This is a genomic window from Syntrophorhabdaceae bacterium (assembly GCA_036504895.1).
Lineage (GTDB): Bacteria > Desulfobacterota > Syntrophorhabdia > Syntrophorhabdales > Syntrophorhabdaceae > PNOM01.
The window spans coordinates 1-13,202 of the sequence record DASXUJ010000112.1 but is presented as its reverse complement, the minus strand read 5'-3'; the positions used below and the strand labels follow the sequence as shown (position 1 = coordinate 13,202).

Below are 13,202 nucleotides of genomic sequence, written 5' to 3'. Positions count from 1 at the left end.
GCTCCAACGGCGGGTACGTCCGGAGCTTTTGCTATGGATATGATTAATTTAAGAGGGTCTCGGGACAGTTATCGGAATCCCTCTTGATTTCCGTGGCTCTTCAGGATCCCGATCTGCATATTGATGGCGTGCTCGCACGGCGTCATTATCTTCTTACAATCACCTTTCACCGATTCGGCTACACTGGACGATTTGACCGATGCCTCGGTACTACGAATCAGGCGCAGCATTTCCTCGAGCTGCCGGTGACCGGAAATCTGTATAGACTTGAAGCCGGGGTCACTGCAGGCCTGACTGCATGCAACCAGAAGCCGTGTCTGCACAGGATCCGGTTGCTGATCTTTCTTAACCCGATTTGTCTTTCCCGATGACTGATCACTCGCCTTTTGCTTCTCGATCTTCGCCGTGTGCCACAGATTGACACAATGCTCCACCAAGGGCCCCAGACTGAGGGCCTGCTTGAAATCATAAGGGGCGCTTTCGAAATCGTACTTGAGCCGAACCGCTGATTTAAGTCGTTCCTCTATATCCCATATTTCCAGGGCATCCGTCTTATTCGTGGTTACCTTCGAATCGCATATTACGTTTAGATATTTGAGTATCTCGGAGTTAAATGAAAGCGCCGAAGGATGTCTCGACCAGTTCACTATGGGCGCCATCTCAGGATAATCGATTGTGGATTCCGAGTGTTTGTAACTCTTCAGGTCATCGTTCCCATAGTAAGTTACTCCGCTTTTTTGTTGTTGGGCACATAGCAGGCTGGTGAGAAGGAAAAAGGGCAAGACCGTGGAAAATATACCGCATAACCAATGCATACATACCCCTGTCGCAGCCGGTTAAGGTTTGCAGCGTATTTGCACCGTACAGATCATTATCTCAAAAAACCGATAAATGCGCGCCCGCCGAGAATCGAACTCAGAACCTACGGATTAGAAGTCCGTTGCTCTATCCAATTGAGCTACGGGCGCGTGGGTTCTATTATAGCTGGTTTCCCGGTGCCTTTCAACATAATCCTGCAGGAAAGGGCTTGAAAGAAGGTCTGGGTCCCCCTATCTCATCTTTCCCGCAATCCCGGCGCCATTGGTCTACTCTCGCGATTCCCTAAATGGAGGAGCAGGCCTTTTATGGGTGCAAATGTGGCAATTCATATCATTATATCCTTGCAAAAAATCGAAATGAAGGTTATGTTTAATCGTCTTCGATTATATCTGAAGCGGGAAAGCAGTTTTCCATAAAAGAATGAGGTGAGTAATGGGAAGTGTTTTAAAATGGAGAAAAAAGAAGATCAGGAAACACAAATACAGGAAATTACGCAAACGAACGAGACATCAGCGGAGAAAGTAAGGATTTCATAGTCCTCATATTTATTTCGTCCATAGAGCCGGTCTTAGGGGTCTCCATGACCCCGCATAGACCGGCAAATCTTTTGTCCTTGAGAATAAAACCGAAGGTCCGGGTTCCTATTTTGCCTTCTCCTATATGCCAGTGGCGATCTACCCGGCTCCCGAGGTCCGTCTTCGAGTCGTTAAGGTGAAAGAGGCCGATCTTCTCTTTCCCCATGTATTGCCCGACGGACCTGATGATGTCGTTCCACGCCTTTTGGGAGCGCAAGTCATAGCCGGACTCGAACATATGGGACGTATCGAGGCAGAGGGCGACCGTTTCTTTCCTTTCCACTTTATCATGTATGGCCGCCAGCTCGGGAATTCTCGACCCGATGGCATTGCCCTGGCCCGCCGCCGTCTCCAGCAGGATCTGAATGTCGAACTTATCCAAAGCCCGGTTCAGGGTCTCCGCGACGATTTCCACACCCTTCTTCTTGTCCTCCCTTGAGCCGCAGTGGACAACCATTGAGCCGATGCCCAACCTGCGGCACAACTCCAGCTCGTTGAGGAGGCCTTGCATGTGCCTGGCCTCTGCGTCTGTCTGAGCAAGGTTCGGCAGATAAGAGAGGTGCGCGAAAACGGGCATCTTTTCTGAAAGTCTCTTGAAAGCCTCTATCTCCTCATCCCTGAGCGTTTTGCCCGCCCAGGACCGGGGGTTTTTCACAAATATCTGGACCGCCTCGCACCCGAGCCTTTCGGCCTCTCTTAAAGTCGAATCAAACCCCTTGGAGACCGAGACGTGAAAGCCTATTTTCATCATGTCACAACCTAACCCGTTTGATTCCGCAAAATCAATGGTCTTGCCTCAGGGGACGATAAAAAAGTATTGCAAAAGGAACGAGAATGATGCAAAAATGTCCTATGGATAAAGACATGGTAGGCATTGTAGTGGGAGGCGGGCCGGCGCCCGGCATCAACGGAGTAATAAGCGCGGCTACAATCGAAGCGATCAATCACGGCAAGAAGGTAGTAGGGATCATGGGCGGTTTTTCGGGTCTTTTTGCAGGCAACCGGGAATCGATCATGCCCCTTACCATAGACTTCGTGTCGAGGCTGCACACGACGGGCGGGTCCATCCTCAGGACCTCGCGTGATGCGCCGGAGGACGCGAAGAAAAAATTTAAAACCCTCATGAGCACCCTCAAACAGATCGGCATAAGGAACCTCATCACCATTGGCGGTGAAGGCACCCTTTTTATGGCGAACTGGATCGAGAGGGAGGGTCGGGGCTCAATAAATGTAGTTCATGCCCCTAAAACCATTGACAACGACATTCCCATGCCCGGTGGTTTTTCCACTTTCGGGTTCCAGACTGCAAGGCACCTCGGGGTGAAGATAGTGAACAACATCATGGAAGATGCACGCACCATGGGGCGATGGTATTTCGTCACTACCATGGGCAGACACACGGGCCACCTCGCTCTCGGCATGGCGAAGGCTTCGGGCGCCACTATGTGCCTCATACCGGAAGAATTCTCCGAAGATGACGTCCCTCTCCAGAAGTTTGTGGACATTCTCGTGGGGTCTATCATAAAGCGGCTTTCAATGAAGAAAGACCATGGAGTGGTCGTGCTCGCCGAAGGCATTGCGGAGAAATGCAGGCTCGACGAGCTGAGCGACCTTCCCGACGTGGAGCGGGATAAAGTAGGGAGGGTGAGGCTTCCGGAACTCCAGATCGAGAGAATCCTGAAGCGGCTCGTCATGAACGACCTGAAAGAGATGGGCATCAACGTGACGGTGGTGGAAAAGAATATCGGATACGAGCTGAGAGCTGCCCCGCCCATACCATTCGATATAGATTATACCAGAAATCTGGGCTATGGAGCGATCCGATACCTCTTAAGAGGAGGCACCGCGGCGATGATCGTCGAATACGAGGGGCGCATCATACCCGTTCCGTTTGTGGAAATGGTCGATGCAAGGGGAAATATCAAGGTTCGGAAAGTCGATATCGATTCCGAAACCTATGAAGTTGCGCGAAAATATATGATCAGACTGGAAAAGGAAGATTTCGAAGAGCCCCACCTCGCGCGCCTCGCCCTGACGGCAAATATGAGCCCCGCTGCGTTCAAGGAGAGATTCTCCTACGTCACCCTTCGCAGAAGAGAATCAAGATAAGGTTTTCCGTACGGCAGGCGCCCATGATAAACCATGACCCGCCTGCCGGACCGCACGTCTCAGTCATTATTCCCGTACTCCGTGAAGCCCACAGGATCAATCGCGTCATCGCCCATGTGCGCGAGATCGATCGCGATAACCTGTGTGAGATTATAATAGCCGACGGCGACCCCGAAGGGGAGACCCTTCGGTCGATCACCGACGAAAAGGTGACCCGGGTATTCTCTCCCCGCGGCAGGGGACCCCAGATGAATTCGGGCGCGGCGCGTGCAAGGGGGGATATTCTCCTCTTCCTCCACGCGGATACATACCTTCCTGCGAACGCATTTTCCTGGGTGTGCAAGATTATGGATAATCCGGGGTACAAAGCCGGGGCATTCCGGTTGGGCATAGATTCCCCCCGCCTCTCTTTTCGGATCATCGAGTGGGGGGCCTTTGTCCGTTGCCGCGTCTCAAGGGTGCCCTTCGGGGATCAGGCTATATTTATGAGGAAACGCTACTTTGATGAGATCGGCGGCTTCAGGGATATTCCGATCATGGAGGACGTGGAGCTGATGAAGAGGATACGGGTAAGGGGCGACCGGATTGCACTTCTGCCCTCAAAGGTGCGTACTTCGGCCAGGAGGTGGGAAGAGGAGGGCCTTATGAGCTGCGTGATCCGCAATTGGATCCTCCGGGCTTCCTACATCCTCGGCGCCGCTCCTGAGACACTGGCGCGATTCTATCGGAACGGCCGGAAGGAAGAAAGGGCGCGCCGCCCGTGAACGAGGTATTATATTCGAATATGAAGGATGAGATCATCGTCATCATGGTCAAAGACCCCCGGTACGGCAATGTAAAATCCCGCCTGGCCGAGAAGCTCGGGAAGGGGCTTGCCGAAACCCTTTACCGCTGCTTTGTCGCTGATATCCTTCACGCTTTGGGATCGATAGCCCATCCCCGGGTAGTCGCCTTCACCCCTTCGGGATCGCAAGAATCGGTGGAAGAGTGGATCGGCACGGGCATACCGCTCATGGAGCAGAGAGGGAGCGATCTCGGGGAGAGGATGAAGAACCTTTTCCTGGACCTCTTCCGGGAAGGCTATTCACGGGTTGTGCTTGTAGGAAGCGACATCCCCGATCTCACGGCCGATCTCGTAGAAGAAGCCTTCTCGGTTCTCAAAACCTGTGACGGCGTAATCGGCCCCGCCATGGACGGAGGGTACTACCTCATAGGCTTCACCCCGGAGGGGTTCTCTCCTTCCGCTTTTCAAGGGATCGAATGGGGAACGGATCAGGTATATGAAAGGACTATGCGCCTCTTTTTGGAACAGGGATGCAGGTTCCGCGCCCTCCCGATAAGGAGCGATATGGACACGGTGACAGATCTGCGGGACCTTTACGAGCGCCACGGAGATGGGCCGTCCGGCTGCTCCCGCACCATTGCCTGCATAAAGAAGCATGCCCGGGAGGTCCTGGCATAAGGGAGATTATCCTATGGCTATGACCGGCGCTCAGAAAAAAATCATACTCCTCGCCCTCCTTGTAGCCGCGGCAGCGGCAATAAAGATCTCAGGGGTGAGCGATTACCTCACTTTCGAAAACCTGAGGACTCACCGCGATTTAATCCTTTCCTATGTACAGGCCCGCCCTGTTGCCGCCCCCTTTGCCTATATCCTTGCCTATGCGGTGGCGACCGCACTCTCCATCCCCGGGGCGGTGGTCCTGACCCTGGCAGGGGGATTCCTCTTCGGCGTCATTCCCGCGGCAATCTATGTTAATATAGGGGCAACTGTCGGCGCAGCCGCGGCCTTCCTCGTGACGAAATATATTCTCGGAGACTGGCTGCAGAAGAGATACGAAAAACAGCTCAGAAAATTCAATGAAGAGATGACTGCCCGGGGCAGGAATTACCTCCTCACGATCCGGTTGATTCCGGTCTTCCCCTTTTTCCTTATAAATATCCTGGCAGGGCTCACCCGGATTCCCCTCAGCACCTTTATATGGACCACCTCGGTGGGCATACTCCCGGGCGACTTCGTTTATTCCTATGCGGGCAGCAGGCTCGCGTTGCTCAATTCAGCCCGGGACGTCTTTTCCCCCCAGATCCTCAGCGCTTTCGCACTCCTCGCCCTTTTGAGCATACTTCCCGTGATCATAAGTTTCTTCACCAGACACCGAAGGCGAGGGAAAGAGGGCAACGGCAGTCCGGGATCCCCTCAGACGTAAACTCTCATCACCCTTTTTGAAATGTTACAGAGTACCTCATACGGTATAGTGCCCGCATTCCCGGCAATCTCGTCGGCGGTAATCACCTGGGTTTCACCGTGACCCAGGATCGTCACCTCGTCCCCCATCTCCACGTCTTCGAGGTATGTCACGTCCGCAAGGAGCCAGTCCATGCAAATCCTGCCCACGATGGCGCACCTCCTGTCGTGAATCAGTACCTCGCCCTTGTTCGACAGGACTCTTGGGTATCCGTCTGCATATCCCACGGGCACGTAAGCGATACGGGTATGTTTTTTGGTCGTGTAGGTCCCTCCATAACTCAAGGGGACGCCCTCCGGAAAATCCCTGAGAAAGGCGATTCTCGACGCGAATTTCATAACCTGGCGCAACGGGATCTTTCCGGTCGATTCTTTTCCCGAATAGGAGCCGTAAAGATTGATCCCCACCCGCACCATGGAGAAATATGCCTCGGGATAGGTAGTGAGGGCTCCGCTGTTCGCCATGTGAACGATCTCAGGCTCCACCCCGCCTTCCCGAAGGGTGTCGAGGGCCCGGTTGAAGATGTCGATCTGTTTCATGCCGATCTCATCACGGGTCTCTGAGGAGGAGAAGTGGCTCATGAAACCCTCCACGACGACCCCATCCGTCTCTTTTACCCGCTCGGCAAGAAAAGAGCAATCATCGGGGGAAAAACCCAGGCGGCCCATGCCTGTATCGACCTTAAGGTGAATGTTCAGGGACTCCTCGAACCGTCTCGACTCCTCCGAGATCCGTTCAAGAGTGGCAAAGTCATGGACTACGGGGGTGAGCCGGTTTCTGATCACCGGCCCTATGTCGTCCCAGGGGAAAAGACCGCTCATTACCAGTATGGGCAACCCGATGTTGCTCTCTCTCAGTTCTATGCCCTCATCGATTGTGGCTACCCCGAGATAATCGATATCCTTCTCTTCGAGCCTCCGTGCCGTCTCGACGGCCCCGTGGCCGTACGCATCGGCCTTGACGACTCCAAGCACCTTCACCTGGGAAGGCAGGAAATCTCTGACAGCGCGATAGTTCTCCTCAAGGGCGCCCATATCCACGTACACTACTGCTCTCGGCATTCTTATCATAATATTTTCATTATCTTTTTAAGCTCCTGAATACTTGTTGAAAGGCCCTCACCGTCATGGCCAGCTCCTCTTCACCGTGAGCGAGGGTGACAAAAGAGGCCTCAAAGGGGCTGGGCGCGAAAAAAAGTCCTTTCCCGAGCATGGCCTTAAAAAAACGCTCGTAGAGCACTCTATCCGACGAAACCGCCGTCTCGTAATCGTGTACCTCCCGGGCGGAGAAAAATCCTGTAAACATGCCGGTTATGCCATTCACCGTATAGTCTATCCCTGTCTCCCGCGCAATCTCCGTGATCCGCTCTTTCAAAAACAGGACTTTGTCGCGTAAAGCATCATACGGACCATGCTCCCGCAGGTAGTTGAGCACCCAGATGCCCGCCCGGACGGCTATGGGGTTTCCGGAAAGGGTCCCTGCCTGATATACATCCCCAAGGGGGGCCAACCGCTCCATGATCTCCCTTTTACCCCCAAAGGCGCCTATAGGGAAACCTCCGCCTATAATCTTTCCGAGACACGTAAGGTCCGGATCAATCCCGTAAAGGTGCTGGGCCCCGCCGTAGGCAACCCTGAAACCGGTGATCACTTCGTCACAGATGAGGAGCATGCCGCGGGCAGCGCATATATTTTTGATTGCATCCAAAAAAGCCCGTTGCGGCAGGATGACCCCCATATTGCCCATAATGGGCTCCATGATAATGCCGCCGATCTCGTCGCCCTTTTCTTCCACGATACGAACAAGCGACTCGACATGGTTAAAATCGGCCACATAAGTATGCCCGGCAAGGTCCATGGGGACCCCCGCGCTATCCGGCACCCCGAGAGTAGCGAGGCCCGAGCCTGCCTTGACCAGAAGGCTGTCCCCGTGGCCGTGGTAACATCCCCTGAACTTGATAATACCACTCTTACCGGTATACCCTCGTGCAAGACGGATCGCACTCATGGTCGCTTCCGTGCCGGAGCTTACCAGCCTTACCATTTCCATCCCGGGAAAGGCGTTGGTAAGAATCTCCGCCATCTCCACTTCGTAGGGATGGCAAGCCCCGAAGCTGGTCCCCTCTTCGAGGGCGGCTCTTACCTCCTCTATCAGTCCATCATGGGCATGGCCGAGGATGATCGCACCCCACGATGCCACGTAGTCGAGGTATCTGTTTCCGTCCACATCATAAAGAAAAGGGCCTTTTGCGTTCCTGACGTAAAAGGGGCTCTCTTTCACCGAAAAAAAGGCGCGTACCGGGCTGTTCACACCGCCCGGCATAAGCCGGCATGCCTTTTCATAATAAGCTTTTGATTTATCGTGTTTCATATTCCTTCATCCGCCCTTTGCAGCCGGGCGTCTTTTTATTTGTCTTCACTCTCCGGGGAAATCATCCGCGGAAAGAGAGGTTTTCTTGAATTCCCTCTTGCTCACGAATATCTCATACTCATGGACCCCTGTCTTCTCCGAAATCCTTCTTACCACGTCGATGCAGGCTTCCATATTCTTCCCGTGAATCATGGTATAGAGATTATAATCCCAAAAACCTCCTCCGTCCCTCTCGTAGCAGTGGCTCACTTCGGGAAACGACGCCATAATGGCGCCCGTCCTCTCCACATCCTTTTCATCCACTTTCCAGACCACCATCGCATTATGGGTGTAACTGGCCTTACGGTGGTAAAGAACGGCCGCCACCCTTCTCAAGGTCCCTTTACTTCTAAGCTCCTTCAGGCGCGAGATCACCTCTTCCTCGCTTACTCCGAGTATATCCCCCATTTCTTTATAGGGCCTTTCGGTGAGGGGAAAATCATGAGGTATGCTCTTCAGGAAGGGGTCCACGTGCCTTATTTTTGCATATACCCGGTTCGGTTTCAAATAAAATCATCCTTCCCGGGCCTGAAGGCGACGCGCCGGGGTTTCACCGCCCTAAAAAATCCTTTACTTTGGTTTCAAAAAACATTACATGAATAGGGAAAAATTTACTGAGGAGCGCGTATCATGACCAGACCCGCATCACGAGTGGAAAAAATTCCCCCTTACCTTTTTGCCCGGATAGACAAGAAGAAGGCGGAAGCACGGAGCAGGGGGATTGACCTCATAGATTTCGGTATCGGTGATCCGGACATCCCTACCCCCGCACATATCATCGACCGGATGAAAGAGGCGGTGGAAGACCCGAAGAACCACCAATACCCCAGCTACGAAGGGATGCCCCAATTCCGCAAAGCCGTTGCCGATTGGTATCTCACCCGCTTCGGGGTGACTCTCAATCCCGAGACGGAAGTGGTCACCCTTATAGGCTCAAAAGAAGGGATTGCCCACATACCCTGGGCTTATATTGAAAAGGGGGATGTAGCCCTCATTCCCTCTCCCGGCTATCCCGTCTATAAGATCCAGACCCTTCTTGCCGGCGGAACACCTTACATCATGCCTCTCAAGGAAGAGAACAGGTATCTTCCCAGGTTCGATCTCATCCCCGAGGACGTGCTCCGCAAGGCCAAGCTCCTTTTCATCAATTATCCGAATAATCCCACGGGCGCCTGCGCCGACGACGCCTTCTATGAAGAGGCCCTTGAGGTCGCGAAAAAATACGATATCCTCCTTTGCCATGACGCAGCCTACAGCGAGATCGCCTATGACGGGTACAATCCGAGGAGCGCGCTCGAATTCGATATGGAGAAGAAGCATACCGTGGAATTTCACTCCCTGTCGAAAACCTACTGCATGACCGGGTGGAGAATAGGATTCGCCGTGGGCAGCAAAGAAGGCATCTATAACCTTGGAAAACTGAAAACCAATATCGATTCCGGGGTATTTCAGGCGATCCAGTATGCAGGAATAGAGGCCCTCACAGGAGACCAGTCATCTGTCGGCGAGATGAAGCGCATATTCCAGAAGAGAAGGGACCTCGTGGTCGAAGGGCTTCTTTCCGCAGGCATCAAGGTCGAAAAGCCCAAAGCCACCTTCTACATCTGGGCAACGGTCCCGCAGGGTTACACATCGGCCGATTTTTGCGAGAAGCTCATCGAAGAGACGGGCATCGTCGTTACCCCGGGCAGCGGCTTCGGGGATGAGGGGGAAGGTTATTTCCGGATATCCCTGACCATCAATGAAGAGCGTATTGGAGAGGCGATAAAACGGCTTAAGGAAATAAAGCTGTAACCGCATGCACGGTCAGCGGCGCGGGACCGCGGGATATTACCGCGTCTCGCCGCCCAATCTTCCTGCCAGCGTATCGAGCTCCTCCCACCTGCGGTAGGCTTCATCAAGCTCCTCTTCCAATCTCTTAAGCCGGTCATTTGCCGAGTTTATCTTCGCCATGTCACGGCCGGCATAGAATTCCGGCGAGCTGAGGGTGGTCTGAAGGCGAACTTTCTCCTCTTCCAGCGTCTCTATAAGCGGCGGCAATGCGTCGAGCTCCTTGCTCTCCTTATAGGAGAGCTTCTGCTTCTCCTTCGGAGTCCTCTTACTCTTCGGCTTCTCATCCTTTAACGGGGTGATCTCCGGGGCAGGGCTTTTCCGTTGCCGCAGCCAATCGTCGTATCCACCCACGTATTCTTCAAGTTGCCCGTCGCCTTCGAATACGATGGTCGAGGTGACGACGTTGTTGAGGAACTCCCGGTCATGGCTCACCACGAGCACCGTACCCTTGTATTCCATAAGCCTCTCTTCCAGCAACTCGAGCGTCTCCGCGTCAAGATCGTTCGTCGGTTCGTCGAGAACAAGGATATTCGAAGGCACGGCAAAGAGCTTTGCAAGGAGAAGGCGGTTGCGCTCTCCGCCCGAGAGGGAGCTGACCGGGGACATGATCCGCTCCGGCGAAAAGAGGAAGTCCTGGAGATAACCGACCACATGGCGCGACCCTTCACCTGAGGCCACCGTATCATTACCGTCGGCAACGTTCTCTCGAAGTGTTTTATTTTCATCCAGGGTGGCCCGGAGCTGATCGAAATAGGCAACTTTGAGTCCCGTTCCCAGGCGTACTTCCCCTTCATTTGGAAGAAGGTCTCCGAGAAGGAGCCTGAGCAGGGTAGTCTTGCCCGAGCCATTAGGTCCCATAATACCGACCCTGTCACGCCGGATGAGGGTGGTGGAAAAGGCATGAATTATCTCTTTTTCACCCCATGCGAAAGAGATATTTTTGGCCTGGGCCACGATGCGGCCGCTTCGTTCGGCCTCCTGGATCGCAAGCCTGGAGACCTCCGTCTGTTCCTGGCGGGCAGCCCGCTCGCGCCGCATGTCAAAAAGGGCCCTGACCCTGCCTTCATTACGGGTACGGCGGGCCCGTATCCCCTGCCTGATCCAGGTTTCTTCTTTGGCCAGTTTTTTGTCGAATTCTCCCCATCGCCTCTCTTCGGCTGCCAGGAGCGCCTGTCGCCTCTCGAGAAAGGTTTTGTAGTCGCAGGCGAATGAAACAAGCCGGCCCCGGTCGATCTCCACGATACGCGTCGCGAGCCTCTGGAGGAAAGCCCGGTCGTGGGTCACGAAGACGAGCGTCCTGTCGTACTTGAGCAGGAAATCCTCCAGACGGACAATAGAAGAGATGTCGAGGTGGTTGGTGGGCTCGTCCAGGAGAAGAAGGTCGGGATCGTTCACCAATGCCCTTGCAAGAAAGACTCTGCGCTTGAGCCCCGCCGAGAGATGGGCGAATTGGGCATCCCCGTCTACCCCTGCCCGCCCGATTTCGTCTTCCACCCTCTGATGGTAGTGCCATGCACCGGAGGCCTCTATCTGGTGTTGCACCTTCTCGAGTTTCTTAAGCAGTCCCTCTTCTTCACCCCTGCCCATTCGGCGGGAGAGGTCGTGATACTCTCTGAGCAGGTCGGCGTCTCCCTTGGCGCCGGACGCGACCACGTCATAGACCGTACCTGTCAGCCCCTGGGGCACGTCCTGAGGCAATATGGCGGTCCTTACATCGCCGCTGAATACGATCGCGCCTTCGTCAGGGGCTACGTCACCGGTGAGGAGCCTCATAAGGGTGGATTTGCCCGAACCGTTCCTGCCAAGAAGGCCGATCCTCTCGCCGGCTTCGAGTTGAAGGCTTACACGGTCCAGGAGATGGGCCCCGCCAAAACTTATGGAAACATCGTCGATTCGTCCTAAAAGCATAATATCCTCCGGAGCCAGGCGCCCTTTCTACTCTTTAAACATGAAGAACACGGCGGCCGCAATCAGCGCGAAGGCAACCAGGTAGTTCCACTTGAATTCCTCTTTGAGATAGATAACTGAAAAGAAGGCGAAGACGACCAGGGTAATCACCTCCTGAATAATCTTAAGCTGGGCCGCTGAAAACGTCTGGTGTCCGAGACGGTTTGCAGGCACCTGAAAACAGTATTCCATAAAAGCAATAAGCCAGCTGAAAATAATCACTTTCCAAAGGGCCGTCTCTTTAAACCTGAGATGGCCGTACCATGCGGCGGTCATAAAGAGATTCGATATGGTGAGCAAGGCCACCGTTTTCATACTTCCACTCCCTCTATAGTCGAAAGATTGTTGTATTACGAATACACGCCCTCAGCGGAAAGCCTTCACCGCCTCGTTCGTGGCCTTATCAAGGATCTCCCAGATAGGCTCGACCCATGCGAGGTGGTCCGGCTTCATAAGAACCGAGCGCACGCATGTGACCATTTCCCTGTCCCGCTCGATACCCGCCCCTTCCATATCGAAGAAGGCAACCGGCAATTCCGCGAGGGCGAGGTGGAGGTTGCGCTTCGCAGCTTCGTCAAACACGCCCCGGGCCATGTCCGATGCAATGCTGACCCGGGGTGCCCGCAAGGCCCAGAAAATAATATCCAGCTCAGGGGCAAAAGGAACTATCACCCGCCCGTCAGCCTCCAATCTTTTATAGAGGGCGAGGGCCGCGTTTCTCGACTTGCCCATATTCACCGAAAACTCGCCGCCCCGCACCAAAGGGAGGAGGCGATGGGTCGCCCACAGGGCCACCGCGGCCGCGCCGGGGCGGGAGCACTCGAGGCTGATCTCGCCCAGGTGAAGCTCTTTGGAGCTGAAATAGGTGTAGGGCGAATCATGCTTGTAAAATCTCCCCACGCCGGGCTCCCTGAAGAGCACACAGCCGCAGCCGTAAGGCTGAAGCCCATGTTTGTGCGGATCGATGACCAGCGAATCAACCTCTTTCAGGAGATCATACGCCGCCCTTGTCTCGGATGTCAGGTTGTCCGCAAGGGTAAAGTAACCTCCATAGGCGGCATCGGCGTGGATACGGAAACCGTAGCGGGCGCGGAGTTCAAGAAGTCCCGGCAAGGGATCGACTGCGCCGATTGCAGTGGTTCCGATAGTGGCTACCACGGTCCCTACCCCGCCTTGCCTGAGCCGTTTCTCCAGGGCATCGAGGTCGAGCCTGCCCCTTCGGTCGCAGGGGATGGGTTCGAAATCGAGCTTGAGCACACGGCTT

Annotated in this window: 14 protein-coding genes and 1 tRNA gene; 6 read left to right on the top strand and 9 right to left on the bottom strand. The window is 54.3% G+C overall.

Annotated elements, in window-relative coordinates:
- Positions 1 to 68: 68 nt before the first annotated feature.
- Together VGJ94_16250 and VGJ94_16245 are read right to left on the bottom strand one after the other, a co-directional pair.
- Positions 69 to 815, bottom strand: a complete 747-nt coding sequence (locus VGJ94_16250; protein HEY3278169.1) for a hypothetical protein — start codon at positions 813 to 815, stop codon at positions 69 to 71.
- Positions 816 to 894: 79 nt separating this feature from the next.
- Positions 895 to 968, bottom strand: a tRNA-Arg gene (locus VGJ94_16245).
- 283 nt (positions 969 to 1,251) lie between these two features.
- On the opposite strand from VGJ94_16245, the gene VGJ94_16240 reads away from it, so the two are divergent.
- Positions 1,252 to 1,344, top strand: coding sequence for an aurora kinase A-interacting protein (locus VGJ94_16240; protein HEY3278168.1), 93 nt, complete (start codon positions 1,252 to 1,254; stop codon positions 1,342 to 1,344).
- Here VGJ94_16240 and VGJ94_16235 read toward each other — a convergent pair.
- Entirely contained in the window at positions 1,309 to 2,145 is an 837-nt protein-coding gene (locus tag VGJ94_16235; protein ID HEY3278167.1) for a deoxyribonuclease IV, read from the bottom strand. The genes VGJ94_16240 and VGJ94_16235 overlap by 36 nt on opposite strands.
- Positions 2,146 to 2,246: 101 nt before the next feature.
- Here VGJ94_16235 and pfp point away from each other — a divergent pair, with 101 nt between their 5' ends.
- Genes pfp through VGJ94_16215 form a run of 4 tightly spaced genes read left to right on the top strand, consistent with a single transcriptional unit; the run spans position 2,247 to position 5,710 of the window.
- Positions 2,247 to 3,503, top strand: a complete 1,257-nt coding sequence (pfp, locus tag VGJ94_16230) for a diphosphate--fructose-6-phosphate 1-phosphotransferase (GenBank protein HEY3278166.1) — start codon at positions 2,247 to 2,249, stop codon at positions 3,501 to 3,503.
- Positions 3,504 to 3,526: 23 nt separating this feature from the next.
- Positions 3,527 to 4,267, top strand: a complete 741-nt coding sequence (locus VGJ94_16225; GenBank protein ID HEY3278165.1) for a TIGR04283 family arsenosugar biosynthesis glycosyltransferase — start codon at positions 3,527 to 3,529, stop codon at positions 4,265 to 4,267.
- Positions 4,264 to 4,965 (top strand): TIGR04282 family arsenosugar biosynthesis glycosyltransferase, encoded by a 702-nt coding sequence (locus VGJ94_16220; protein HEY3278164.1) that lies wholly within the window; start codon positions 4,264 to 4,266, stop codon positions 4,963 to 4,965. Before VGJ94_16225 ends, VGJ94_16220 begins: the two co-directional genes overlap by 4 nt.
- A gap of 13 nt (positions 4,966 to 4,978) precedes the next feature.
- A complete protein-coding gene (locus tag VGJ94_16215; GenBank protein HEY3278163.1) occupies positions 4,979 to 5,710 on the top strand; it encodes a TVP38/TMEM64 family protein in 732 nt (243 codons plus the stop codon).
- Here the strand turns inward: VGJ94_16215 and alr are convergent.
- Genes alr through VGJ94_16200 form a run of 3 tightly spaced genes read right to left on the bottom strand, consistent with a single transcriptional unit; the run spans position 5,701 to position 8,665 of the window.
- Positions 5,701 to 6,819 (bottom strand): alanine racemase, encoded by a 1,119-nt coding sequence (gene alr, locus VGJ94_16210; GenBank protein ID HEY3278162.1) that lies wholly within the window; start codon positions 6,817 to 6,819, stop codon positions 5,701 to 5,703. The two genes, VGJ94_16215 and alr, sit on opposite strands and share 10 nt — an antisense overlap.
- A gap of 10 nt (positions 6,820 to 6,829) precedes the next feature.
- Entirely contained in the window at positions 6,830 to 8,119 is a 1,290-nt protein-coding gene (hemL, locus tag VGJ94_16205; protein ID HEY3278161.1) for a glutamate-1-semialdehyde 2,1-aminomutase, read from the bottom strand.
- A gap of 45 nt (positions 8,120 to 8,164) precedes the next feature.
- On the bottom strand, positions 8,165 to 8,665 hold the full coding sequence (locus VGJ94_16200) for a hypothetical protein (GenBank protein HEY3278160.1): 501 nt from the start codon (positions 8,663 to 8,665) through the stop codon (positions 8,165 to 8,167).
- A gap of 123 nt (positions 8,666 to 8,788) precedes the next feature.
- Between VGJ94_16200 and VGJ94_16195 the strand changes: the two genes are divergently transcribed.
- Positions 8,789 to 9,952, top strand: a complete 1,164-nt coding sequence (locus tag VGJ94_16195) for an LL-diaminopimelate aminotransferase (protein ID HEY3278159.1) — start codon at positions 8,789 to 8,791, stop codon at positions 9,950 to 9,952.
- Between the two features lie 36 nt (positions 9,953 to 9,988).
- Here the strand turns inward: VGJ94_16195 and VGJ94_16190 are convergent, their stop codons facing one another.
- From VGJ94_16190 to VGJ94_16180, 3 genes are all read right to left on the bottom strand, one after another.
- Positions 9,989 to 11,899 carry an ATP-binding cassette domain-containing protein gene (locus VGJ94_16190; GenBank protein ID HEY3278158.1) on the bottom strand — a complete coding sequence of 637 codons (1,911 nt, stop codon included), beginning with the start codon at positions 11,897 to 11,899 and terminating at the stop codon, positions 9,989 to 9,991.
- A 27-nt stretch (positions 11,900 to 11,926) separates the two neighbouring features.
- Complete coding sequence (locus tag VGJ94_16185) at positions 11,927 to 12,253, bottom strand: DMT family protein (protein ID HEY3278157.1); 327 nt, start codon at positions 12,251 to 12,253, stop codon at positions 11,927 to 11,929.
- A gap of 51 nt (positions 12,254 to 12,304) precedes the next feature.
- Positions 12,305 to 13,202 (bottom strand): pyridoxal-dependent decarboxylase (locus VGJ94_16180; protein ID HEY3278156.1); only part of this gene is annotated, 898 nt, incomplete at its 5' end.

Coding starts and splice junctions, on each gene's coding strand:
- VGJ94_16240 (HEY3278168.1), top strand. CDS start 1,252: ATGGGAAGTGTTTTAAAATGGAGAAAAAAGAAGATCAGGAAACACAAA.
- VGJ94_16185 (HEY3278157.1), bottom strand. CDS start 12,253: ATGAAAACGGTGGCCTTGCTCACCATATCGAATCTCTTTATGACCGCC.
- VGJ94_16190 (HEY3278158.1), bottom strand. CDS start 11,899: ATGCTTTTAGGACGAATCGACGATGTTTCCATAAGTTTTGGCGGGGCC.
- VGJ94_16195 (HEY3278159.1), top strand. CDS start 8,789: ATGACCAGACCCGCATCACGAGTGGAAAAAATTCCCCCTTACCTTTTT.
- VGJ94_16215 (HEY3278163.1), top strand. CDS start 4,979: ATGGCTATGACCGGCGCTCAGAAAAAAATCATACTCCTCGCCCTCCTT.
- hemL (HEY3278161.1), bottom strand. CDS start 8,119: ATGAAACACGATAAATCAAAAGCTTATTATGAAAAGGCATGCCGGCTT.
- alr (HEY3278162.1), bottom strand. CDS start 6,819: ATGATAAGAATGCCGAGAGCAGTAGTGTACGTGGATATGGGCGCCCTT.
- pfp (HEY3278166.1), top strand. CDS start 2,247: ATGGATAAAGACATGGTAGGCATTGTAGTGGGAGGCGGGCCGGCGCCC.
- VGJ94_16250 (HEY3278169.1), bottom strand. CDS start 815: ATGCATTGGTTATGCGGTATATTTTCCACGGTCTTGCCCTTTTTCCTT.
- VGJ94_16235 (HEY3278167.1), bottom strand. CDS start 2,145: ATGATGAAAATAGGCTTTCACGTCTCGGTCTCCAAGGGGTTTGATTCG.
- VGJ94_16225 (HEY3278165.1), top strand. CDS start 3,527: ATGATAAACCATGACCCGCCTGCCGGACCGCACGTCTCAGTCATTATT.